Origin of the sequence: Maritimibacter sp., assembly GCF_016774595.1 — a bacterium.
In the GTDB taxonomy this organism is placed as follows: Bacteria; Pseudomonadota; Alphaproteobacteria; order Rhodobacterales; family Rhodobacteraceae; genus Maritimibacter; species Maritimibacter alkaliphilus.
Genome location: NZ_JACBWT010000001.1, coordinates 2056842 through 2081573 on the forward strand (window position 1 = coordinate 2056842; position 24732 = coordinate 2081573).

Genomic DNA, 24732 nt, shown 5'->3' on the forward strand with positions numbered 1-24732 from the left:
CGCCGCACAAGCTTGGTCGCCTGTATCATAGGCACTTTAAGACAAGGTTGAAGTGATCATCCCACGTTGGAAGCGATGATGCCGTTGCCTGTGCCCCGCGGTTCTTTGTCGCGAATGTTCTTATCTGTTCCACCCAAGAATACAGATCGTGTGGATCGAGGTAAACGAGATTGTTTCCAAACACTTCACGATAAACCGGAAGGTCCGAGGCGATCACGGGACAGCCCAGCGCAAGCGCCTCGCCGGGCGGCAGGCCGAACCCTTCGACGAGGCTTGGCATGAGCAGGGCTTGCGCGCGGGTCAGCAGGCTGGCGACCGCGCCATCGGGAAGCGGACCAAGCTCCCGCACATGGGCCGGGCCTTTGTCCAGCCGATCGAAGACGGGTTCATTGCGCCAACCGCGCGATCCGACGATGTAGAGCATGGGCATATCGTCACCCGGCAACCGGGTGGCGAGTTCGGCCCAAGCGTCGAGGAGCAGCGCATGGTTCTTGCGCGGTTCGATGGTGCCCAGCGCAACGAAATAGGGTCTATCCCGCCTGATATTGGCCGCAAGCTGCGTGTCGTCGGGGACCGGTGCGTCGATACCAAGATGCGCCACGATCCCGTCCGGCACCCTGCCCTCACGTGCGAAATGGCGTTCGGTCTGCCCGCGCGTGGCTTGCGCCGTATGAACCACCAGATCGGCCTTGCCCGCGACTTGCTGTATGCGTGCGCGGAAACTGTCGACCGTCCCTTCGCGCTGCCAATCCGGATGGTCGAGCGGAATGGTGTCATGGACAAGCACGACGGCCTTTCCGCCCAGCCGATGCACGGCGTCGAACACGCTGACCTGAAGATCGGAATGACCGACGTTGATCCAACAGGGTGGGCCGGGAAGCGTATCCTCCAACAGACCCGGCAAAGCACGGCGGTTCGCACGACCAATGCTCAGGCGGCGCAGGTCGGCCTCGGCACGCCGTTTCTCGGGATGCGCCTTCAGGAACAGACGTGACAGCGTATCGGCCTGACCCCATGGAATGCGGCCGAACAGCCGATCGGCGAGCGCCCGTAATCCGGCCCGGTCGAAAAGTGTGAACCCGAACGAGGACCGAACGAGCGCGAAAAGGGGCTCATCCTCGGCGAGCAGTCGTTGCAGATAGGCCGCTTCGACCCGGTCGATCCCGGTCCACGCGCCCCGTCCGACGCGGGAAACAAGGCGCGACAGGTCGAGAAGTCGAACCGTGCCCGTCGCGCCCGTGGTCAATCCGCGCCCCTTATTCGGCGGCGCGTTTCATCGCGACGATCTGCTCGAGGTGCTCCATAAGCTCGTCGTGCAACTCTTCGCGCTCCAGCCCGAAGGAAACGGTCGCTTGCAGGTATCCGGCCTTTGACCCGCAGTCGAACCGCTGGCCATCGAACCGATAACCATGCACCGCTCGGCCCTGCGTGATTTCATCCGCAATCGCGTCGGTGAGCTGGATTTCACCGCCTGCACCCTTCTTGAACGACCCGAGGTTGTTCAGCACGTCCGGCGTCAGGATGTAGCGGCCGATCACGGCAAGGTTCGAGGGCTGGGTGCCCGCTGCAGGCTTTTCGACCATCGCCTTGACCTTGGCCAGACGCCCGTTCTCGCTTTCGACGTCGAGGATACCATATGACGACGCCTTGTCTTCCGGCACTTCCATACAGGCGACCATCGCGCCCCCGGTTTCCTCATAGGCTTCGACCATCTGTTGCAGGCAGGACTTGCCATTGGTCGCGATGACGTCGTCGGGCAGGATCACCGCGAACGGTTCGTCGCCGATCAGACGGTGCGCACAGTAGATCGCGTGGCCCAGACCCAACGCCTTGTGCTGGCGGATATAGGCGATGGCGCCCGATTCCATGTTCGTCGCATTCAGGACGTCGAGAAGCTTGTCCTTGCCCTTTTCCTTCAGGTCCTCTTCGAGGATCGGGGCACGGTCGAAGTAATCCTCGAGCGAGCCCTTGCCGCGTGACGTGACGAAGATGAACTCCTCGATCCCGGCCGCGCGGGCTTCGTCGATCGCGTATTGGATAAGCGGCCGGTCAACCAGCGTCATGATCTCCTTGGGGATCGACTTAGTCGCGGGCAAAAAGCGCGTCCCAAGCCCCGCCACGGGGAAAATCGCCTTGGTTACCTTGTTCGTCATTTGGATCTCACCTTTTGAAATCTTGCCGTGCTGCACGTGCGTATCAATTGAACGCAGTGGCGGGAACCTTAGGTCCCGATTGCGACAACCATATGTTCAGCCCATGGGCACGTCACCCAGATATTGGGCAATCTGCCTATTTGAAACGCACCTTGGAAAGTCTTGCCTGTTCTTTTTGCACCCGTGCGCTGAAGCTTGCCCATCTGAAACATGGGCCGTCACGGACCGAGCGACCGAACAATCCCCCCCATTGCTCCCAATAGCCCGCCGGGTTGAACGCAGCGCGGTGTGACAGGGCTGTCGGAGAGAACCGAAATACGGTCGCGACATCACCCTCCGCCACCGCTCGTTTCGCTTTCATGGCAAGTGTTCGTCGCCGCCACGAGCGACCGGAGAAGACCGACGATAGCCCCGATGAACGCGGCGCGTAGGGCAGGAACGGTTCAGGCGAGGCCGGGAACTCCACCGCTTCGCCAACCGGCGTTTTGCGACCCTCTGCGATGCCGGTTTCCAGCGTGACGAGAAGCGGCGCGATCACATCAGGCGAAAGCGCGCCATCGACCATTTGTCCGATCAATCGCGCTTTCTGGCTTGAATAGAGTCTCTTCAGCGCGCCTTCCCACTCGGCTCGAGGCGCATGTTTTCGCAGAAAAGCCGCCGTGGACACCCCGATATCGGTAAGGTCCGATGCGCCACGGTTGGCGCGCCGTCGGTCCGATCCGGCATAGCCGTGATGCACCTGTGCCAAGGGAACGATCACCGTCCTTCGGTCGCGCAAACGGTAGTTCACTTCGGTCTCGTCAAGGTAGAACCGGAACGCGGGATCAAAGCCGCCGAGGTTTGTGATCACATCGCGCCGCACGGCCATGTTCGTGCCTTCGGTCTTTATGGCCTCACCTTCCTTCACGGCGGGCGTGAACGGCGCGTCCTGATCCAGTGACAGGTTACGGGTCTCGCCCAGCGCGTTCACCGCGCGGACGGGCCATTGGAACGTGATCCCGTTCCGCCCCCGCACCAAACCGCCGACCTGCACGACCTCCGGGTCACGGAAGGGGTCACAAAGGTGGGTAAGCCATGTCGGTTCCGGCACGGCGTCGTCGTCGATGAAGGCTACAATCTCGCCCGTCGCACGGTCGATGCCGATGTTGCGCGCGACCGAGATGTTCGCTTCGTCACAGGCAGCGAGCTTGACGCGATCCTGCCAGCCCATCCCGACCACGGCATCGCGACCCTGTTCGTCCGCAACGACGACGATTTCGAATTGCGGATACCAAAGCTGCCCGATCCCGGTGAGGGCACGTTGCAGCAAACCGGGCCGACCGCGGCTGACGACGATCACCGACACGGGGATCGCGCCCGTCACGCCGCGCTCCCGTTTGTCGCCACGGCCCGCCCGCCGCACATGATGGTGCGGACTTGTCGTCGGTGTCCCGTGGCGGTGCTCACGTCACGCCGACTTCAACTCCACGCCCGGTGCGTAGGCGATGAAGAAGGGGTTTTCGTAGATCGGTTTGCCATAGGTCAGGGGCTCGTGGTTGTCGAAGCGCACAACCTCACCCCCCGCGCCCTTGAGCACGGCATGCCCTGCGGCGGTGTCCCACTCCATCGTGCGCCCGAGACGTGGGTAAAGGTCCGCCTCACCCGTCGCGACGAGACAGAACTTCAGGCTCGACCCCGCGCTAGTCATGTCCTTGACCGCGTATTTCGCGATGTAATCGTCGGTCGCCTGATCCCGGTGCGATTTCGAGGCGACGACCATGAGGGCGCCGTTGTCCGGGTGCGACACGCGGATCGGGGTGCAATGGCCGGGCATGTCGGGGTGCAGATCACCGGTTTCCTCGACCGAAGCGCCGTCTTCCATCGTGTAGAACATCCGCTTGCGGGCGGGCGCGTAGACGACCCCGCGCACGGGGGTGCCGTCGACGACATAGGCGATATTCACCGTGAAATCGCCGCGGCGCTTCACGAATTCCTTGGTGCCGTCGAGCGGATCGACGATCAGGAATTCCGAGGCGCTTTCGCTGTGGCTGTCGGCCTGTTCTTCGGTCACGACCAGCACGTCGGGAAACGCCTTCTTCAGACCGGCCGAGATCAGGGCATCCGCCGCCTCGTCCGCTTCGGTCACCGGGCTTTCGTCCGACTTCGAGCGCACCTCGAAATCGTCGGCGTCGTAGATCTCCATGATCTTGTCGCCCGCCTCGATCGCCAGACGGCGCATCACGCCCATAAGCTTTTCGTAATCCAAGGCCGCTCCTCTCGCCGGACCCTCCGGCATCATTGAATTAACACATCATGCCCCTTATGCTGCCGCATCAAGGGAACAGCAAGATTTCCAAGCGAAAATTGGCGGGCAGGCCACAGGACGCAAGATGTTCAGAGTAGACACCCGACCCAGCAGACTGACCGTGATCGTCGGACTTCTCGAGCTGATCTATCACGCGACCGTCCACAACCTGCGCAAGACGCATTCCAATGCGCTCATGGGGCTGTTCATCAACATGCTCCAGACCATGATGTTGGTCGCGGTGTTCTACGTGATGTATTCCGTGTTCGGCCTGCGCGGCGCGATGATCCGGGGCGATTTCTTGCTCTACATCATGTCCGGCATCTTTCTTTACATGACGCAGACCAAGACGATGGGTGCCGTGGTCGGCGCCGATGGTCCCGCCTCGCCCATGATGCAGCACGCGCCGATGTCGACCTTCGTGTCGATCCTGTCGAATGCGCTGGGCGCGCTTTACATCCAGATCCTGTCGGTGCTCGTCGTGGTCTACATCTACCACATCGCGGTCAATCACGTGACGATCCACAATCTTGCGGGCGTCTTCATGATGCTGCTTCTCGCGTGGTTTTCGGGCATCGGGATCGGCATGGTGTTCTATGCGCTCAAGCCGTGGTTCCCACAGTTCGCGACCGTTGGCTCGACGATCTATGCCCGCGCCAACATGATCGCATCCGGCAAGATGTTCGTGGCCAACACCGTGCCTTGGAACATCATCGTCCTGTTCTCGTGGAATCCGCTTTTTCACATCATCGACCAATGCCGGGGGTTCATGTTCATCAACTACAACCCGCATTACTCGAACTGGCTTTATCCCCTGATCGTCTCGACCGTGCTGCTTGTGATCGGGTTCATGGGTGAAAGCTACACGCGCAAGCACGCGTCGTTGTCTTGGAGTGCCCGCCGATGAAACGCCTTTTGCTCGCCCTGTTCCTTGCCCCGACGCTTGCGTTTGCCCAGTCCGTCGAACTGCCCGCGCTGTACGACGTGACCGGCGTGGCCGCGGACGATACGCTCAACGTCCGCGCCGGACCGACGGTCAACGCCGAGGTGATGGACGAGCTTGGACCTGAGCGTGACGGGGTCGAGGTCGTCGCCTTCGCCGACGACCGCAAATGGGGGCAGATCAATATCGGCGAGGGGACCGGCTGGGTTTCCATGGCTTATATGGAACGGCAGGCGGGGCAGGATCCGATTTCGAAAACCCCGACCCCACTTTGGTGCTACGGGACTGAACCGTTCTGGTCGCTGGAGATCGGCCAATCCGACGTCAGCTTCACCGATCCGGGGATGGACGAACCGGCGCTGGTTCAACCGACCGAATATTACGCGTCTGTCCCGCACAGCCCGCGCGGCGCACTGGTCGCGGACGACATCACCGGGTTCGTTTCGCGTGAGATGTGTTCGGACGGCATGTCGGACCGTCAATACGCGTGGCGGATCGATTTTCTTCGCGCCGGGAACGGCGGGCACTTCATGTTTTCGGGCTGCTGCACGCTCCAGCCCTAATCCACCACCCGCAGCGTCAGGTTGATCCGCCCCCCTTCGGACAAAAGCTGGCTGGTCCCGAAGCGTATGCGGTCGATCCCGTGATAGGCCAGCCGCGCCTCACCGCCCAGCATGAGCACATTGCCGGACCGCAGCCAGACCGACTGCGTCTTGCCGCCCCGCTCGGTCCCGCCGATCCGGAACAGGCCATCATCGCCAAGGCTGATCGACAGGACGGGCCATGAGAAATCGGCTTCGTCCCGATCCTGATGCAAACCCATCCTCGCCTTCTCGCGGTAGAAGTTCACGAGACAGCAGTCGGGTTCGCGCTCCACCCCGGTCACGGCGTGCCAGAGCTTCAGGATGCGCGCCGGGATCGGCGGCCAGTCCACACCCGTCGGGTGCTTGCGTTCGTAGCGGTAGCCCCGCCGATCCGAATACCATCCGTATTTCCCGGCCGACGTCATTCCGACCGACATCGGTTTGCCGAACCGCGTTTCGGGCGAGAAAAGCGGCGCGGCTGAAACGACATCGCGTAGGTCCGCAACGATCTTCGCCTGCTCATCCGCAGGGATCAGACCCTCGTAGACCGCGGCCCCGCCGACGGTCAGCGATGGCACCAATCCCTTTCCTTGCTCATCCATTGCCAAAACCCTGAAAACGACTCGCTTTTTTCCGCGAAATGGCGGTTTTCGCCGCCTTGCAGGCCCCAAATCCCCTCCTTATATACGCCCAGACGCCGGTTAGGATCATCCCTGCCGGTTACCTTATGGGATCGGGCGACGGTGCCTTTCGGGCCAGAGCCCAACACATCGCCAAAGAGAGGAAAAGAGCATGGGTAAAGTCATTGGTATCGACCTGGGGACCACAAACTCCTGCGTCGCCATCATGGACGGCTCGCAACCGCGGGTCATCGAAAACGCCGAAGGTGCACGGACGACCCCGTCGATCGTCGCTTTCAAAGACGAGGAACGCCTCGTCGGTCAGCCGGCCAAGCGTCAGGCTGTCACCAACCCCGACAACACCATCTTCGCCGTAAAACGCCTGATCGGCCGCCGCGTCGGTGACGCCGCTGTAGAGAAGGACAAGAAACTCGTCCCCTACGCCATCGTCGATGGCGGCAACGGTGACGCGTGGGTCGAAGCGGCCGGTGAAAAGTATTCGCCGTCGCAAATCTCGGCCTTCATCCTCGGCAAGATGAAGGAAACGGCGGAAAGCTATCTTGGTGAAAAGGTCGATCAGGCCGTCATCACCGTGCCCGCCTACTTCAACGACGCCCAGCGTCAGGCCACGAAGGACGCCGGCAAGATCGCCGGTCTGGAAGTGCTGCGCATCATCAACGAACCGACGGCGGCTGCGCTTGCCTATGGTCTCGACAAGAAAGAAGCGCGCACCATCGCGGTCTATGACCTTGGCGGCGGTACGTTCGACGTCACGATCCTTGAGATCGACGATGGTCTGTTCGAAGTGAAATCCACCAACGGGGACACGTTCCTCGGCGGTGAAGACTTCGACATGCGGATCGTCAACTACCTCGCCGAAGAGTTCAAGAAAGAGAACAACGTCGACCTGACGAAAGACAAGATGGCGCTCCAGCGGCTTAAGGAAGCTGCTGAAAAGGCCAAGATCGAGCTTTCGTCGGCCAGCCAGACCGAGATCAACCAGCCGTTCATCTCGATGGGGTCCGACGGTCAGCCGCTGCACATGGTCATGAAACTGACCCGTGCGAAGCTGGAAAGCCTTGTCGGCGATCTCATCAAGAACTCGCTCAAGCCCTGTCAGGCCGCTCTGAAAGACGCGGGCGTGTCGAAGGACGAGATCGACGAGGTCATCCTCGTCGGCGGTCAGACGCGTATGCCGAAGGTCGTTGAAGAGGTGACCAAGTTCTTCGGGAAAGAGCCGCACAAGGGTGTGAACCCGGACGAAGTGGTGGCCCTCGGCGCCGCCATCCAAGCGGGCGTTCTGCAAGGTGACGTGAAAGACGTCGTCCTGCTCGACGTGACCCCGCTGTCGCTCGGCATCGAAACGCTGGGTGGCGTGTTCACGCGCCTGATCGACCGCAACACGACGATCCCGACCAAGAAGTCGCAGATCTTCTCGACCGCGGAAGACAACCAGAACGCCGTGACGATCCGGGTGTTCCAGGGCGAGCGTGAAATGGCTGCGGACAACAAGATCCTCGGTCAGTTCAACCTCGAAGACATCCCCCCGGCACCGCGCGGTATGCCGCAGATCGAAGTGACCTTCGACATCGACGCCAACGGTATCGTGTCGGTTGGGGCCAAGGACAAGGGCACCAACAAGGAGCAGAAGATCACGATCCAGGCGTCGGGCGGTCTGTCGGACGACGAGATCGAACAGATGGTCAAGGACGCCGAGGCGAACGCCGAAGCCGACAAGGGCCGCCGCGAGCTGGTCGAAGCCAAGAACCAGGCCGAAAGCCTCGTGCACTCGACCGAGAAGGCGCTCGAAGAGCATGGCGACAAGGTCGACCCGACCACCGTCGAAGCGATCGAACTGGCCATCGCCGCGCTCAAGGACGAGCTGGAGACCGACAACGCCGACAAGATCAAGGCGGGCATCCAGAACGTGACCGAAGCGTCGATGAAGCTGGGCGAAGCCATCTACAAGGCGCAGCAGGCCACGGACTCGGGTGAAGCCGACGAAGATCAGGGCCCGTCCAGCGTGGACGATGACATCGTCGACGCCGACTTCGAAGACCTCGACGACGACAAGCGGTCGTAAGACCCATGACGCGAAAGGGCCGGTCCGTCACATTCGGGCGGACCGGCCTTCGCGTTCCTGACAAGGGGACGACGATCCATGTCGAAACGTGACTATTACGAGGTTCTCGGAACCACCAAAGGCGCATCGGCGGATGAGATCAAAAAGGCCTATCGAAAGAAGGCCAAGGAACTCCACCCTGACCGGAACGCCGACAATCCCGACGCCGAGAACCAGTTCAAAGAAGCGAACGAGGCCTACGACGTCCTGAAGGACCCCGAGAAGAAAGCGGCCTACGACCGTTTCGGCCACGCGGCCTTCGAAGGCGGTATGGGTGGCGGTCCGCGACCGGGCGGTCCAGGTTTCGGGCAACAAGGCGATTTCGCCAGCGCATTCTCGGACGTGTTCGACGACCTGTTCGGCGACTTCATGGGCCAGCGTGGCGGGGGTCGGTCGCGGGCGACCCGCGGATCGGACCTGCGCTACAACCTGCGCGTGACGCTGGAAGAGGCCTATGAGGGTCTGCAAAAGACCATCAACGTGCCGACCTCGGTCATGTGCGACACCTGCGAAGGCACCGGGTCCGAAGCGGGCGCCGAACCCACGACCTGTCCGACCTGTTCGGGCATGGGCAAGGTGCGCGCGCAGCAGGGCTTTTTCACCGTTGAGCGGACCTGCCCGACCTGTCAGGGCGTTGGCCAGATGATCAAGAACCCGTGCAAGACCTGCCACGGTCAGGGCCGGGTCGAGAAAGAGCGCGCCCTGTCCGTCAACATCCCTGCCGGTGTCGAAACCGGCACCCGTATCCGTCTTGCCGGTGAAGGCGAGGCCGGGATGCGCGGCGGGCCGTCGGGCGACCTCTACATCTTCATCCAGGTCGCTGAACATCCTCTGTTCGAGCGCGACGGGGTGAGCCTGCATTGCCGTGTGCCGGTGTCGATGACCTCGGCCGCAATGGGCGGCGACATCGAAGTGCCGACGATCGACGGCGGACGCTCGCGGGTAAAAATCCCCGCCGGGTCACAATCCGGGCGTCAGATGCGCCTGCGCGGCAAGGGCATGCCTGCGCTGCGGGGCGGCGGTCATGGCGATATGTATATCGAGTTGGCCGTCGAAACGCCGGTGAACCTCACGTCCAAACAGAAAGAGCTTCTGCGGGAGTTCGAGAAGCTGTCGGAAGAGAACAATCCCGAAAGTTCGACCTTCTTTTCGAAGGTGAAAAGCTTCTGGGACGGGATGAAGAACTGACTCCCTTACGGCGTTAACCATTCATTCACCGACTCGTAGCAGGCTGGGATCATGTCCCAGCCTGTTTCACATCTGGCCGAAATGGCCCTTCCGCTGTTCGAAACCGACGAGGCGCAGCCTGTTCCGGTCAAGGGAACCAAGGCGCGACTGCCCTCCTACATCTCGGACCATCGCGCGCGTCTGCGTGAACGGTTCATGTCGGGCGGTGCCGCGGCCTTGCCCGATTACGAGATGCTGGAGCTTGTGCTGTTTCGTGCGATCCCCCGGCAGGATGTCAAACCTCTCGCCCGGCGGCTGCTGGACCGGTTCGGCGACTTCAACGGGGTTCTGTCCGCGTCACCGTCGCGCCTCAAGGAAATGCACGGGGTCGGAGATGCAGTCGTGCAGGAGTTGAAGATTGTCGAGGCCGCCGCGCATCGCCTGTCACGCGCCCGCGTCATGGGCCGTCGGGTGGTGTCGTCCTGGGACCAGTTGATCGACTATTGCCACACCACGATGAGCCACCGGGAAACCGAGCAGTTTCGGGTGCTCTATCTCGACCGCAAGAACACCCTGATCGCAGATGAGGCCGCGGCCGAAGGCACGGTGGGGCACGTGCCGGTCTATCCGCGCGAGATCGTCAAACGGGCGCTGGAACTCAGCGCCTCGGCGCTGATCCTCGTCCACAACCACCCATCCGGGGATCCCAGCCCGTCGCGTGAAGACATCGACATGACCGAGCGGGTCCGGTCGGCCGCCGCCGCGTTGGAAATCACGCTGCACGACCACATCATCATCGGCAAGTCGCGCGAAGTGAGCTTTCGGAGCGACGGGTATCTGACCTGACCGGCCTATTCGACCCAGACTTCCACACGCCTGTTGATCCGCCTGCCCCAATCGGTGTCGTCGCAGGCCATCGGAAGCGCCTCGCCAAAGGCCTCGGCCTCGATCACCACGCGCTCAGGGTCGAAAGTCTCGGCCGCGTCGAGAACGGCACGGCGTACCGCGTCCGCCCGCCGCGCCGCCAGCCTCAGGTTCAGCGCGGCCGCGCCCTGACCGTCCGAGAACCCGACGAAGGTCAGCCTGCGCCCGTCAAAGGCGCCTGCCTCGAGCGCATCGGCAAGCAAAGCCACGTTCGAGCGGGAGGGGGCGTCCAATGCCGTCGATCCGCCCTTGAACCGATACGTGAGCGTCAGCCGCCGCATGCCGTCCATCAGCGCCACCATGCGCTGTAACTCGGAAAGCCCGACTTCCGGACCGGCTTGCGCGATGGCGTTCGCCAACCTCGTCCCTTGCACCGAAAACGGGATTTCCTCGATCTCCTGATCGACGAGGCCGATGCGCTGGATAACCCGGCCCGCCGATGCGGTCCGCAGATAGCGCATGAAATCCCGGCCGACCTGCGGCAGTCGTATCGCGGGACGGTAAAGATAGATCGGGGCGGCGAGCGGATAGTCCCCGGCCTTGATCGCCATCTGGCTTGGCGCGATCTCGAAGGCGCACGCGCCGGTCAGCGTCACGATTTCGGTCAGGCCGGGGCGAGAAAAGCTCGCGATCCCCAGGCCGAAGGGGTCTTCTTGCACTGCGAGCGTCACGCCATCGTTCGAAGCCTTGGTGAGAATGGAGGGCGACAGGGCCTTGTCCTGCGCGGTCACCACGTCCCGCGCAAAAGCCATCCCAAAACCAGCGTCGGGGTCGCGCAGATACAGCGTGACGGGTGCCGCCTCGCCGCCGATCGCGTCCCAACGCCCGATCTCGCCCGCATAGAGCGCCGCCAAAGTTTCGAGCCCCAGTCGCCGGATCGGGTTTCCGGGGTTCACGACGGGAACAAGGGCATCGAGCGCGATGACACGCGACTGCCGCACCGCGTCGAGGTCGCCCAGACCCGCGTCGCGCGCCATCAATCGCTCCGCGCGCGTCGGCTCACGCAGGGACAGGACCATGTCGGCCTCTTCGCCCAGAAGATCAGCGAAGCCCTCGGAGGACGTGGTCTGCCGAATGGTGAAGCGCGCTGCCGGAACCGAGTTGTCGGCTTCGTAGAGGCTGTAGGTCAGCCCGATCCCCGCCTTTTCCTCGCGCGTGACGGCGTAGTTTTCCGATAGCGCGAAGGCTTCGATCAGGGCGGGCATCAGGGTCGATCCGATCTCGGCCTCGCCCGAGATGGTGATGTCCGCGGTGAACGACATCAGGTTCGGGCAACCGGGCCCCTCGCAGTTGACCCCGGATCCATCGACGGTCAGCACGCCGTATTCGGTGTCGATCCGATAGAACTGGCCGTCATAGCCAAGCAGGGTGCCGGACATCTCCATCGACCCGTCGCGAGAGGTCAGGGTGACGTCGTCGGCCACTGCGAAAGACGAAAGAACGATTGAAACGAGTGCGGCGCACACCGCCACACGCAGATGTCTCATGGTGACTGCCCCGCACCCCGCCGCTGCTCTTGTCGGGCGGGTGGATCACCCGCCTTTAGTTGCGGGCGATTGTCAGGTCTTGGGGCAGGTTTTTCAACACAAGATATTCGCCGACCGCATCACAGTCCGGTACGACCATACCGACCTGGGTTCCGGTCGGTTGACCGTTCTGCACCGAACGAAGGTAATCACCGACGATGGCCTGTTCGCAGGTGGTTTCCAGAACCTGCGCTTCGATGGAAACGGCCGGGGCCGTCGGCATGGACACCGGATAGGTGTAGACGTCGGCGGCATAGCCCCCGGTCGTCGACCCGAGCACGGTGATGAACCCGCCCTGACCGTCCGTGGCACGTGCCGGAAGGCCCGGCTCCTCGGCCCAGACATGCCCTTCTTCGCCGTAGTAGGCCCCATTCTCGAGCGCATGAAGCTGAAGCCCGGTGCCGCCTTTCCAGATCAGCGCGATACGGTCGTAGTCGTCCATATCCTCGATCTGGATACGTGCTTCGGTGATCTTTTCCTGTTCACCGATCGTCGCGGTGATCGCGGCTTCGCGGGTCATCGCCGGAACCATGACGGTAAGAGCGCCGTCCTGATCGAGCGTTTCCGTGAACTTCAGACCGGCGTGGTCGAACTGGACCTCGCCCCCGGCGTCGCACGGCGCGCGAAGCTCGGTGTATATGAGTGCGCCGGGCAGCGGGGCAAGCGACAGGGTCGGCGTACAATCCTCGGCCGCCGTTTCATCGGTTTCCGGCTGCGCGATGACATCGGCCGGGGCCACATCGAACTGGGTCTCGGGCAGGGCCGGACGCGGCAGATCTTCGGTCGTGGCGGCACGCGAAACTTCGGCAATCTCCAGCGGTTCGACCAAACCCTGATCCGGACGGGCCGCCGTTTCAATCGGCTCGGCCTGTTCTTCTGGCTCCGGCGCGCTTGCCGCAATTCGATCGTCACGCATGACGTCAGGCGAGGTCGGGCTGTCCGCCGCGGGGCGGTCCGCCACCTGCGGTTCCGGCAATGGCGCAATGGGGTCGGTCGCCGGCGCGTTATCGGCCTTGGTAACCTCATCCGGTGCCGCGTCATTGGCAGGAACCGGAAGCGGTTCCGGCGTCGCTTGGGCCGTTTCGACGGGTGCGGCAGGAGGTGTCGACATGGCCGGAATGACCTGCCCCTGTGTCACCTGGGCCTGCTGCACACGGGCATCCACCGGCGCGTTCGGCTGACTGACCGTGCGTTGCATGACGTGCCCGGTCGCCAAAGCCACCACGAGAGCGCCAACGGCAGTATAGACCCGTTTCTTGTCGAGGTTCGTCGAAATCGACTGGATTTTTTCCAGCATGGCGAGGCTTCCTTTCCCACGTTCGATGGGAACTCTGCCAATGCAATAGGCCGATTGAATGAATAAATGGTGACCGGAAACGGGTTGTTTCCAGATTGTAGAAACCTCTGAAAACGTGGGATTTTCCACCGGGAACGGCGACGATTGTCAAATCTTCGCCCGATTCACGCGGTTGGCGAAGGCTCCGGTCAGTCACTCGAACCGGGTTTGAGGATCGCATTCAGGCGTTCCGAGATGCGGCTCTGGTCATCCAGATACAGGGCGCGTGAGGCGCCGACTGAAATGTGAGTGCCATCGAGCGAGTAGGGAATGCCATTGTGTTGGTATCCGCCCACGGCGAATTGATCTCCGAAGTCTGCGGGCGACAGCAAGGTTACGGCAGGGTTCTCGCCAAACCGTGTAACCGCCTGCTTCCAGAACGCGGCAGACCCCGCCTCCGACGTTTCGTCCGTCAGCAGGTCAGATCCTTTTCGGTAGTAGGCGCGTTCGACAGACCCCCTCGAATACTGCGGCGGCGTGGCGATGAGGACGACGCGAAGCGTGGGATCGAACAACATTTCGTCGATCATGTCCAAGACGCCCGTTGTGAAACCCCGCTCTTCCACCTTGGCCCACTGACCGGACAGAACGATGTTGTCATAGGACGAAGCCCTCTCGCGGACATGGTCGCGATTGATCCGGCATTGCGTGCGGGCAATATGACCGCGCTTTGCCGTCGAATCCTCTGTGAACGTCGGGAAGCACCAGTTCGTCGTGAGCACATCGAACGCCACCCCGTTTTCCTGGCCGTAAAGGTCGAAGAACGGTTCCCAATGGGCGGCGAGGGAATCGCCGAACAATAGGGTTGTCGATGGCCTCGTTTCATCCCCCAAGCGGCAATCCGGCAGGTCATTTTGCACATTCATTTCGGGATAAGTCTGGAAATCCCGGAAACAATAGCCGTCTTCCATCAGGGGCAGCGTCAACTTTGCCGCGTCGCGGTCATACCAGAACGTAAAGCGTTCGCTCATGCCGTCGCGCGCACCGAAGCCGATGAGGACGAATGCGGCCATTCCCACGAGACTCGACGCGAAAACGACAGGGCGTCGGTTGATAACAGTATGCGGACCGGCGCGGAATGGACGTTCAACAAATCGCCAGCTGAGATATGCCAGCGCGAGCGACAGCAGACCCAAACTGCCCATGAGCAGCAGCGGTGGTTCATGGATCGTGCGCAGACGCGCGAATGCAAGCAAGGGCTGATGCCAGAGATAGGCGCTGTAGCTGATTAGGCCGATGCCGACCATCACCCGAAAGCTGAGAAGTCTGGCGACCAAGGTGCCCGGCCCGCCGAACAGGACGATGAGCACCGCGCCGAGCACTGGCAGCAGCGCGAACAGGCTTGGGAAGGGCGTTTCCGCGTCGTACAGGAAGATCGAAGCAAAGATGCCTGCCAATCCGGCGATTGCGAAGAGATCGTTGGAACGCACCCCACGTTTCTGAATCACAAGCGCGGCGATGGACCCTGCGAAGATTTCCCACGCACGGGTCGGAGCGAGATAGAAGTTAGCCGACGGTGCACGTCGCCAACCGATTTCGCACAAGAGCAAACTGACCGCCGCCATCGCGGCGATCATCCAGAACACGCGATCCCGTCCGAACCGCCAGACGAGGAACAGGAAGACCGGAAACAGAAGGTAATACTGCTCTTCGACGGCGAGGCTCCAAGTATGAAGGAGCGGTTTGAGTTCGGCCGCCGGAGCGAAGTAGCCGCTTTCCTGCCAGAACAGGATGTTGGAAACGAACAGGCTGACCGCGACAAGGCTGTTGGCGAAGTCGCTCAACTGATCCGGCAACATCCAGAACCACGCGAACGGAATGCTGCACAGCATCACAAGAAAAAGCGCTGGAAGGATGCGGCGGGCGCGGCGGTCGTAGAATTTCAAAATGCTGAACTGACCGCGCTCAAGATCGTCAATCAGGATCGTCGTAATCAGGTAGCCGCTGATGACGAAGAACACGTCGACACCGACGAACCCGCCACTGAACAGGCCGAACCCTGCGTGGAACAGGATGACCGGCACGACCGCAACGGTGCGGAGCCCATCGATCTCAGGTCTGTATTTCATGGGTCCGCTGGTCGAACTCTGCCGTGCCGGACGGTAGCTGCAACCTCGGGGGCTCACAAGCCATTGACGGGGCCCGGAACGGTCGTTTCCGGGCCCGCATCACAATGATGCCTATGAATTGGGATCAGGCGGGCGAGATCAGACCTTGCCGTGGCAATGCTTGAACTTCTTGCCCGACCCACAGGGGCACTGTTCGTTCCGGCCCGGATTGCCCCAGGTCGAGGGGTCGTTCTCGTCGAACCCGTCGCGCGGTGTGCCCGGTTCCGACGGGCCGGAAGCCTCGGCAGCCTTGGCTTGGGCCGCTAGCGCGTCCTGCTGCTGCTTCAACTGGTCCATCATCGCCTTTTGTTCGTCCTCGGTCATGGGACGAACCTGACCGATCTTCTGGCTGACTTCGGCGCGCAGGCTGTCGAGCATCGACTCGAACAACTGGAAGCTTTCGGTCTTGTATTCGTTCAGCGGGTCGCGCTGGGCATAGCCACGGAACCCGATGACCGAACGCAGATGTTCGAGCGTCAGAAGGTGCTCGCGCCACTTCCCGTCGATGGTCTGAAGCAGGATCTGCTTTTCGATGTTGCGCATCGTGTCCGGGCCGAAAGCCTCGGCCTTTTCCGACATCTGCTTGTCGCTGGCCTCATAGAGCTTTTCGCGCACCGTATCGTCGTCGGCACCTTCCTCGGCCGCCCATTCCATGACCGGCACGTCGAGGTTCAGGGTTTCCAGAATAGCGGCATAAAGACCTTGGGTATTCCACTGATCCGCATAGGACTTGGGCGGCATGTATTCCAGAATCAGGTCGTCGATGACCTGATGCCGCATGTCCTGAACCACGTCCGAAAGATCTTCGGATTCCATGATGTCGCGGCGCTGGTTGAAGATCACCTTGCGCTGGTCGTTCATCACGTCGTCGAACTTGAGAAGCTGTTTGCGGATGTCGAAGTTGCGCCCTTCGACCTTGGCCTGCGCGCGTTCCAGCGACTTGTTCACCCACGGGTGAACGATGGCCTCGCCCTCTTTCATGCCAAGGCCCGAAAGCACCTTGTCCAGCCGCTCGGACCCGAAGATGCGCATCAGATCGTCTTCCAGCGACAGGAAGAACGAGGACCGGCCCGGGTCGCCCTGACGGCCCGAACGACCGCGCAGCTGGTTGTCGATGCGGCGGCTTTCATGCCGCTCGGTGGCGAGCACGAAAAGGCCGCCCGCCTCAAGCACCTTGGCTTTCTCTTCGGCGACTTCCGCATCCATCTGCTTGCGCAGCGTTTCGGGATCGGCGTCGGGCGTTTCGTCGAGGGCCTGAAGCACCTTCATCTCGACGTTCCCACCCAGCTGAATGTCCGTGCCGCGGCCCGCCATGTTCGTCGCGATGGTGACCGCCCCGAGACGCCCGGCTTCGGCGATGATCTGCGCTTCCTGCTCGTGCTGGCGCGCGTTCAGCACGTTGTGCGTGATGTTTTCCTTGGTCAGAAGCTGGCTCAGGGCTTCGGACTTCTCGATCGAGGTGGTGCCGACCAGAACCGGCTGTCCCTTGGCATTGGCCTTTTTGATCTCGTCGACGATGGCCCCGTATTTTTCGGCCGTCGTGCGATAGACGGCGTCATGCTCATCCTCGCGCGCGATGGGCTTGTTCGTCGGCACTTCGACCACGCCCAGCCCGTAGATTTCCATGAATTCGTCTTCTTCGGTCAGCGCCGTGCCGGTCATCCCGGCGAGCTTTTCGTAAAGACGGAAGTAGTTCTGGAACGTGACCGACGCCATGGTGACGTTCTCGGGCTGGATCGGCACGCCTTCCTTCGCCTCGATGGCCTGATGCAGGCCCTCGGACAGACGGCGACCGGCCATCATGCGGCCCGTGAATTCGTCGATCAACACGACTTCATCGCCACGAACGATATAGTCCTTGTCCTTCGTGAACATCTTGTGGGCGCGAAGACCCTGGTTCACGTGGTGGACGATCGTGGTCGATTCCGGGTCGTAGAGCGTCTGTTCCTCCGGCAACACGCCGATCTGGTGCAGGCGGTTTTCGAGGAAATCGTTGCCTTCGTCCGTAAACGTGGCCGAGCGCGCCTTTTCGTCGAGGACGAAGTGCTCTTCGGTCAGTTCCGGGATGATCCTGTCGATGGCCACGTAAAGCTCCGACTTATCGTCGGACGGGCCGGAAATAATAAGCGGCGTGCGCGCCTCGTCGATCAGGATCGAGTCGACTTCGTCCACGATGGCGAAGTGATGGGGGCGCTGGTTCATGTCTTCGATCCGCGACTTCATGTTGTCGCGCAGGTAGTCGAAGCCAAGCTCGTTGTTGGTGGCATAGGTGATGTCGGCGGCATAGGCGCCTTTTTTCTCACCGTCCGGCTGCTGCGGATAGACGACGCCGGTCGTCATCCCGAGCGCGGCATAAACCTTGCCCATCCAGTCCGCGTCGCGTTTGGCAAGGTAATCGTTCACCGTCACGATATGCACGCCCTTGCCGGTCAGAGCGTTCAGATAGGCGGGGAAGGTCGCGACCAGCGTCTTACCTTCGCCCGTCTTCATCTCGGCGATGTTGCCTTCGTGAAGGAAGATACCGCCCATGAGCTGCACGTCGAAGGCGCGCAGGCCCAGCGCACGGCGCGCGGCCTCGCGGCAGTTGGCGAAGGCTTCGGGCAGGAGATCGTCGAGTTTCTCACCCTTTTCCAGCCGCGCCTTCAATTCCGCCGTCTTGTCGATCAGTCCCTGATCCGTGAGTTTTTCGAACTCCGGCTCCAGCGCGTTGATCTTTTCGATGGTCGGTCGGGTTGCCTTGATCTTGCGGTCATTGGGCGTGCCAAAAACCTTTTTGGCGATGGTTCCGAAACCCAGCATGTGCTCTCCGCTCGATGAGCTCTGACATTCTCGTGATTGCGCGGGGTGCTTGCCCGTGTCCGCGCGCCCCCATATCAAGGGCGTGAAGTCGGCCCCCCAAGGACCATTGCGATGTAAGGGTGGGGGCCGGGATAGTCAACGATGCCGGGGCTTCCGGCACGACCATGAGGAGGTTTCATGACCCATACGTCCACCCGCGCGTCGCTTTTCGCGGCCACGCTGCTTTCGGTTTCGCTGGCTCTGCCCAGCTGGGCCCAGGATGCGGCCCCCGAAGCCGAGGCCGAAACGGAGGCCGCGCCGGCGATGGAAGTGACGGTCGACACCGTACTGGCCACCGTGAACGGCGAAGAGATTACGCTTGGTCACGTCGTGGCAGCCAAAGAGCAGCTTCCGCAGCAATATCAGCAGCTTCCGAACGACGTTCTGCTGCCGGGTCTGATCGACCAGTTGATCCAACAGACGGTTCTGAGCCAGGCGATCGACGAGGTCGGCGCCGGTGTCGAGGTCCGTTTGGAGAACGAGCGTCGCACGCTCGTCGCTGCCGAAAAGATCGACGACGTCATCACCGAGGCCGTGGATGAAGACGCCATTCAGGCGGCCTATGACGCACAGTATGCCGATGCCGAACCCACGACCGAGTGGAACGCGTCGCATATCCTTGTCGAGACCGAAGCGGAAGCCGCGGATCTCGTCGAGCAGGCCAAGGCGGAAGATGCCGACTTCGCCGCGCTCGCCAAAGAATTTTCGACCGGTCCCTCCGGCCCGAACGGCGGCGAGCTCGGCTGGTTCTCGGCCGGCATGATGGTCGAACCCTTCGAAACCGCTGTGGCCGACATGACCGCCGGCGATATTTCGGACCCGGTCCAGACGCAGTTCGGCTGGCACGTCATCAAGCTGAACGAGACCCGTGAAAAGGGTGCCCCGCCGCTTGAAGAGGTTCGTGAGGACATCATCGGTCAGCTTCAGACTTCCGCCGTGGAAGAGGCGCTCAACGCGCTGATGGACGGCGCGACCATCGAACGGACCGACGTGACGACGCTTGATCCCGCCGTTCTGTCGGATATGTCCATCTTCGAGTGATCGACGCGGGAGGGGACAGTCGTGGGCAAAAAGAAGAAGATCAAGAAGCTCAAGGGTAAGTTGAAATCGCTTGAGGCGGCACTCGCCTCGGCGAAGAACCACAAGCACGCGGTCGCACCGCTTGCCCCCAAAGACGGCTTTCCCAAATTGCCGAAGATCGGCGGCGTTCGTTTCGCCGCCGTTCAGGCCGGGGTCCGCTACGCCGGGCGTTACGACGTGATGATGGCGCTGTGCGACCCGGGCACGACGATTGCGGGCGTCTTCACCCGTTCTTCCACGCGTTCGGCCAATGTGCTGGACTGTCAGGCCAAGCTTGGCTCGGACCCGTCCGGCGGCGCGGCGATCATCGTGAACTCCGGCAACTCGAATGCCTTCACCGGATCGTCGGGCGAGAATGCTGTGGCCGAGATTTCCAAGACCGTGGCCGATGTCACGGGGGTCGCCGAAAACAGGGTCTACACCGCCTCGACAGGCGTCATCGGCGAACGTCTGCCCTTTGACCGGATCACGGCGAAGATCGGAGATCTGAACGACGCACTCGACGAAGGTGGCATCGAATTCGCCGCTCGCGCGATCATGACCACCGACACGTTCCCGAAGGGTTCGATGGCCGAGGTCGAAATCGGCGGTCAGACGGTCAGGATCGCAGGCATCGCCAAAGGCTCCGGCATGATCGCGCCGGACATGGCCACGATGCTGGTCTACATCTTCACGGATGCGAAGGTGGAGCAGAAGGTTCTGCAAGCCTATCTCTCTGGCCTGATCGACGAGACCTTCAATTCGATCACGGTGGACAGCGACACCTCGACGTCTGACACCTTGATCCTTGCCGCGACCGGCGCCAGCGGTGTCGAAGTGACTCCCAAGGACGAGGCATTCCAAACCGGCCTTCGCTCGGTGATGATGGAGCTCGCCCATCAGGTGATCCGCGACGGGGAAGGGGCGACCAAGTTCGTCGAAATCCATGTGAGCGGGGCCAAGTCCAAGGCCGACGCGCGCACCCATGCCATGTCCATCGCGAATTCCCCGCTGGTCAAGACGGCCATCGCCGGGGAAGACCCGAACTGGGGCAGGATCGTCGCCGCGATCGGCAAATCGGGCGCCGCCGCCGACCGCGACAAACTTTCGATTTCATTCGGAGACATCCTTGTCGCCGAAAAAGGCTGGGTTTCGCCGGAGTACCGGGAAGAGCAAGGCGCCGACTACATGCTGGGCGAAGAGATCGTCATCAATGTGGATCTCGGCCTCGGCAAGGGCGAGGCGACGGTCTGGACCTGTGATCTGACCCACGCCTACATCCAGATCAACGCGGATTACCGGAGCTGATGAAAACGGTTCTCGTGTCTGCCGTCGCGCTCGTCGACCGTGACGGGCGCGTGCTTCTGGCCCAGCGCCCCGAGGGCAAGTCCATGGCCGGGCTGTGGGAATTTCCCGGTGGCAAGGTTGAAGACGGCGAAACGCCCGAGGCCGCGCTGATCCGTGAACTTCACGAAGAACTCGGCATCGACACTTGGCAATCCTGCCTCGCGCCGCTGACCTTCGCATCGCACAGCTATGACACCTTCCACCTTCTGATGCCGGTCTTCGTCTGCCGGAAATGGGAGGGGACGCCGCAACCGAAAGAGGGCCAGACCCTCAAATGGGTGCGCGTGCGCGACATGCGTGACTATCCCATGCCCCCCGCCGACATCCCGCTCGTCGCGATGATGCGGGACATGCTCTGACTCTTCTCTGTTTCAAAAAACCTTCGGGGGTGGCCGGAGGGGGCCCGAGGGCCCCATTCGGCTGGGGGGTTTGGGGGGACTGGTCCCCCCAAGTCTGCCCTCGGGTTTGGGGGGGCTGGTCCCCCCAAGAAGCGCCGCGGGGGCGCTAGCCCTCGCAACGAAAAAGGGCGGCCCGATGAGCCGCCCTTTCTATTCCAATCGGTCCGCAGATCAGGCGAGCGTACGCTCGACCTCTTCGCGTTCGAAGATCTCAATGACGTCGCCCTTGCGAATGTCGTCGTAGTTCTCGAACGCCATACCGCATTCCTGACCCGAGATGACTTCCGACACCTCGTCCTTGAAACGCTTGAGCGTCTTGAGCGTGCCTTCGTGGATCACGACGTTGTCGCGCAGCAGGCGGACACCGGCGGAGCGCCGTGCCACGCCTTCGGTGACGAGACACCCGGCCACGTTGCCGACACCGGACACGCGGAACGTCTCCTTGATCTCGGCGTAACCGATGAATTTCTCGCGCACTTCGGCGGAGAGCAGGCCCGAGGCCGCTGCTTTCACGTCGTCCACAAGGTCGTAGATCACGCTGTAGTAGCGGATTTCCACGCCCTTCTGGTTGGCCGAGTTCCGGGCCGGGGCGTTCGCACGGACGTTGAAGCCGATGACCGGGCAACCGGACGCTTCGGCAAGACCCACGTCCGTCTCGGTGATCGCGCCCACGCCGTAGTGGATCACGCGCACGCGCACCTCGTCGTTGCCGATCTTTTCCATCGCCTGAACGATGGCTTCGGCCGACCCCTGCACGTCCGCTTTCACGACGATGGGAAGCTCGGCGACGTTCTCGTCCGCCTTGGCCTTGGCCATCATCTGTTCCAGCGTGGTCGCCGCACCGGCGGCTGCGCGTTTGTCCTTGGCGGCGTTCGCGCGGTATTCCGCGATCTCGCGCGCCTGCGCTTCGGTGTCGACCACGTTCAGAACGTCGCCCGCTTCCGGCGTGCCGTTCAGGCCGAGCACCTCGACAGGCACCGACGGACCGGCTTCCTTGACGCGTTCACCGCGATCGTTCTCCATCGCGCGGACCTTGCCCCACTGCTCGCCGACGACGAAGATGTCGCCTTGGCGCAGCGTGCCGTTCTGGACGAGCACGGTGGCGACCGGGCCACGGCCCACGTCGAGCTGCGCTTCGATCACGGCACCCTGGGCGGACCGGTTCGGGTTCGCCTTGAGTTCGAGGATTTCCGACTGGAGCGCGATGGCTTCGAGCAGTTCATCCAGACCCTGACCCGTATGGGCCGACACTTCCACGTCCTGCACGTCACCCGAGAGCTTCTCGACGATGACTTCGTGTTGAAGCAGGTCGGTGCGCACCTTGTCCACGTTCGCGGCGGGCAGGTCGACCTTGTTGATCGCAACGATCATCGGGACACCCGCCGCCTTGGCGTGGTTGATGGCTTCGATGGTCTGCGGCATCACCGCGTCGTCGGCGGCCACCACGAGGACGACGATATCCGTCACCTGCGCGCCACGGGCCCGCATCGAGGTAAAGGCCGCGTGACCCGGCGTGTCGAGGAACGACAGAACCGTGCCGCTATCGGTCGTGACCTGATAGGCACCGATGTGCTGGGTAATGCCGCCGGCTTCGCCCGCGACGACCTTGGCATTGCGGATCGCGTCGAGGAGCGAGGTCTTGCCGTGGTCGACGTGGCCCATGATCGTGATGACCGGCGGGCGGTTCTCAAGATCTTCGGCCTTGTCTTCGGTCGTGGTGATGACATCCTCGACGTCCGAGTCCGACACGCGCACGATCCGGTGGCCGAATTCTTCGATGATGAGTTCGGCGGTGTCCTGATCGATGGTCTGGTTCTGCGTGACCATCATGCCCATTTGCATGAGCGACTTCACGACATCGGCGACGCGTTCGGCCATGCGGTTGGCAAGTTCCTGCACCACGATGGCCTCGGGCACCTGCACGTCGCGCACGACCTTTTCGCGCGGCTCGGCGTTGCCCATCGCCTTCTGGCGCATGCGTTCCTGCTTGCGGCGCATCGCGGCGACCGAGCGTTGACGCCCGCCTTCGCCCCCGGTGAGCGCCTGGTTCACCGTCAGTTTGCCGGACCGGCGGCTGTCGTCACGACCGCCCTTGCCACGGTTCGACCGATCATCGGCCGGCTGCGGCGCACGTTCGCGTTCGGTCTTGCGCGGGCCGGTCTTGGCGCCACGGGCCTCGGCGGCCTGTGCGGCGGCCGGGTCAGGGTCGGCGGCAGGGGCCGGCTTGTTCTTGGCCGCTTCTTTTTCCTTGCGGCGACGCTCGTCTTCCTCGGCCTTCTTGGCCGCGGCTTCCGCGCGTTCCTGTTCTTCGCGGGCCTTGTCCTCGGCTTCCTGCCGACGACGCTCGCGTTCTTCCTCGCGGGCCTTCTCTTCTTCTTCGCGCCGCTTCGCTTCCTCGGCCTCGTTGGCCTTGGCGGCGGCAAGCGCCTTCATCCGGCGCTCGAGTTCGGCATCGGAGATACCTGCGGGGCGCTTGGACGGATCCGTCGCGGGGGAGCCATTGCCGCCGCCCGCACCGCCACCCGCACCGGGTTTGGGCACGACGACGCGCTTGCGCTTCGTCTCCACCACCACGTTCTTCGTGCGCCCATGGCTGAAGGATTGCTTGACGGAACCCGACCGGGGTCCACCTCGCAGGCCAAGGGGCTTCTTGCCGTCCGTATCGCTCATCTGGTCGTCTTACCTTTCCGGCGGGCGGTCCCACCGTCGTTCATATCGCGCATGCCCGAAAGCTTCGCGGCTTCGTCTACAACACGTTTCGTGAGTCCGCCACCCGCGAGTGCGGCATGTATCACATGTTCCCGCCCGAATGCCAAACCCAATTCATCTTGGGTCAAACAGGTGATCAGGGTGCCTTTGCCACGGGGTGGGCGGAGCTTGGATTTCCCGCGATCAGAGCCGTCGGAAGCCTGCAAAAGCACCTCAGCCTGATCCTTGGCGAGCCAGTCTTTGACCTTTTCAAAGCCGGCAATTGCCTCGCTCGCCTTTCGAGCAAGAGAGATAAGGTGGATCACGCGTTCTGCAAGACCCGCCTCGACTTTTGCGAACAGATCCTCAGGGACCGTCACCTGTTGTTTCGCGGCGCGGGCGAAGGCGCCCTTCTTCGCGGCAAGGGCGAACGCCTTGGGCGAGGGCGTGATCCAGAACCCCCGACCGGGCAGCTTGCCCAGCAGGTCGGGATAGACCGCGCCATCGGGACCGACGACGAACCGGATCATCAGCGAGGTGTCCTTCACCTCGCCGGTTCCGATGCACCGCCGTTCGGGTTCCCCCGTCCGGTCTTTTTCACGGCCGCCGCGCGTCACGCGCTAACCCCCGAGGCC

At 62.4% G+C, this 24732-nt stretch carries 19 protein-coding genes; 8 read left to right on the plus strand and 11 right to left on the minus strand.

The features are described 5' to 3' along the window. Positions 1-25: 25 nt before the first annotated feature. The 4 genes from HOY44_RS10380 to cysQ all read right to left on the minus strand — a co-directional run bounded on the left by HOY44_RS10380 (position 26) and on the right by cysQ (position 4398). Complete coding sequence (locus tag HOY44_RS10380; protein WP_287434622.1) at positions 26-1246, minus strand: glycosyltransferase family 4 protein; 1221 nt, start codon at positions 1244-1246, stop codon at positions 26-28. Positions 1247-1256: 10 nt separating this feature from the next. Continuing rightward, the gene (gene galU / locus HOY44_RS10385) at positions 1257-2153 is read right to left on the minus strand and encodes a UTP--glucose-1-phosphate uridylyltransferase GalU (protein WP_138422264.1); all 897 of its coding nucleotides are present in this window, start codon (positions 2151-2153) and stop codon (positions 1257-1259) included. A 136-nt stretch (positions 2154-2289) separates the two neighbouring features. Continuing rightward, entirely contained in the window at positions 2290-3516 is a 1227-nt protein-coding gene (locus HOY44_RS10390; protein WP_287434623.1) for a glycosyltransferase family 2 protein, read from the minus strand. 84 nt (positions 3517-3600) lie between these two features. Then, the gene (gene cysQ, locus HOY44_RS10395; RefSeq protein WP_287434624.1) at positions 3601-4398 is read right to left on the minus strand and encodes a 3'(2'),5'-bisphosphate nucleotidase CysQ; all 798 of its coding nucleotides are present in this window, start codon (positions 4396-4398) and stop codon (positions 3601-3603) included. Positions 4399-4522: 124 nt separating this feature from the next. Between cysQ and HOY44_RS10400 the strand changes: the two genes are divergently transcribed. Next, on the plus strand, positions 4523-5344 hold the full coding sequence (locus tag HOY44_RS10400) for an ABC transporter permease (protein WP_287434625.1): 822 nt from the start codon (positions 4523-4525) through the stop codon (positions 5342-5344). Beyond that, complete coding sequence (locus HOY44_RS10405) at positions 5341-5943, plus strand: SH3 domain-containing protein (RefSeq protein WP_287434626.1); 603 nt, start codon at positions 5341-5343, stop codon at positions 5941-5943. The genes HOY44_RS10400 and HOY44_RS10405 overlap by 4 nt, the downstream gene beginning before the upstream one ends. Here HOY44_RS10405 and HOY44_RS10410 read toward each other — a convergent pair. After that, complete coding sequence (locus tag HOY44_RS10410; protein WP_287434627.1) at positions 5940-6566, minus strand: alpha-ketoglutarate-dependent dioxygenase AlkB family protein; 627 nt, start codon at positions 6564-6566, stop codon at positions 5940-5942. The genes HOY44_RS10405 and HOY44_RS10410 overlap by 4 nt on opposite strands. 190 nt (positions 6567-6756) lie before the next feature. On the opposite strand from HOY44_RS10410, the gene dnaK reads away from it, so the two are divergent. From dnaK to radC, 3 genes are all read left to right on the plus strand, one after another. Continuing rightward, positions 6757-8667, plus strand: a complete 1911-nt coding sequence (dnaK, locus tag HOY44_RS10415) for a molecular chaperone DnaK (RefSeq protein ID WP_008332435.1) — start codon at positions 6757-6759, stop codon at positions 8665-8667. Between the two features lie 78 nt (positions 8668-8745). Then, positions 8746-9894 carry a molecular chaperone DnaJ gene (dnaJ, locus tag HOY44_RS10420; protein ID WP_287434628.1) on the plus strand — a complete coding sequence of 383 codons (1149 nt, stop codon included), beginning with the start codon at positions 8746-8748 and terminating at the stop codon, positions 9892-9894. Between the two features lie 51 nt (positions 9895-9945). Beyond that, a complete protein-coding gene (radC, locus tag HOY44_RS10425; RefSeq protein ID WP_287434629.1) occupies positions 9946-10719 on the plus strand; it encodes a RadC family protein in 774 nt (257 codons plus the stop codon). Positions 10720-10724: 5 nt separating this feature from the next. Here radC and HOY44_RS10430 read toward each other — a convergent pair whose 3' ends face one another. The 4 genes from HOY44_RS10430 to secA form a co-directional block, all read right to left on the minus strand. Next, on the minus strand, positions 10725-12284 hold the full coding sequence (locus tag HOY44_RS10430; RefSeq protein WP_287434630.1) for a substrate-binding domain-containing protein: 1560 nt from the start codon (positions 12282-12284) through the stop codon (positions 10725-10727). A gap of 55 nt (positions 12285-12339) precedes the next feature. After that, positions 12340-13620, minus strand: coding sequence for a hypothetical protein (locus HOY44_RS10435; protein WP_287434631.1), 1281 nt, complete (start codon positions 13618-13620; stop codon positions 12340-12342). A gap of 188 nt (positions 13621-13808) precedes the next feature. Beyond that, complete coding sequence (locus HOY44_RS10440) at positions 13809-15728, minus strand: acyltransferase family protein (RefSeq protein ID WP_287434632.1); 1920 nt, start codon at positions 15726-15728, stop codon at positions 13809-13811. A 138-nt stretch (positions 15729-15866) separates the two neighbouring features. Beyond that, complete coding sequence (gene secA, locus HOY44_RS10445; protein WP_138422254.1) at positions 15867-18566, minus strand: preprotein translocase subunit SecA; 2700 nt, start codon at positions 18564-18566, stop codon at positions 15867-15869. Positions 18567-18743: 177 nt separating this feature from the next. On the opposite strand from secA, the gene HOY44_RS10450 reads away from it, so the two are divergent. Genes HOY44_RS10450 through mutT form a run of 3 tightly spaced genes read left to right on the plus strand, consistent with a single transcriptional unit; the run spans position 18744 to position 21370 of the window. Next, a complete protein-coding gene (locus HOY44_RS10450; protein ID WP_287434633.1) occupies positions 18744-19646 on the plus strand; it encodes a peptidylprolyl isomerase in 903 nt (300 codons plus the stop codon). 60 nt (positions 19647-19706) lie between these two features. Then, positions 19707-20972: a bifunctional glutamate N-acetyltransferase/amino-acid acetyltransferase ArgJ gene (argJ, locus tag HOY44_RS10455; RefSeq protein WP_287434751.1), complete on the plus strand. Its 1266-nt coding sequence runs from the start codon at positions 19707-19709 to the stop codon at positions 20970-20972. Beyond that, positions 20972-21370 (plus strand): 8-oxo-dGTP diphosphatase MutT, encoded by a 399-nt coding sequence (mutT, locus tag HOY44_RS10460; protein ID WP_138422253.1) that lies wholly within the window; start codon positions 20972-20974, stop codon positions 21368-21370. The genes argJ and mutT overlap by 1 nt, the downstream gene beginning before the upstream one ends. Positions 21371-21580: 210 nt before the next feature. Here the strand turns inward: mutT and infB are convergent, their stop codons facing one another. Beyond that, on the minus strand, positions 21581-24079 hold the full coding sequence (gene infB / locus HOY44_RS10465) for a translation initiation factor IF-2 (protein ID WP_138422252.1): 2499 nt from the start codon (positions 24077-24079) through the stop codon (positions 21581-21583). Continuing rightward, positions 24076-24714 carry an RNA-binding protein gene (locus HOY44_RS10470; RefSeq protein WP_008332449.1) on the minus strand — a complete coding sequence of 213 codons (639 nt, stop codon included), beginning with the start codon at positions 24712-24714 and terminating at the stop codon, positions 24076-24078. Before HOY44_RS10470 ends, infB begins: the two co-directional genes overlap by 4 nt. Positions 24715-24732: the final 18 nt, after the last annotated feature.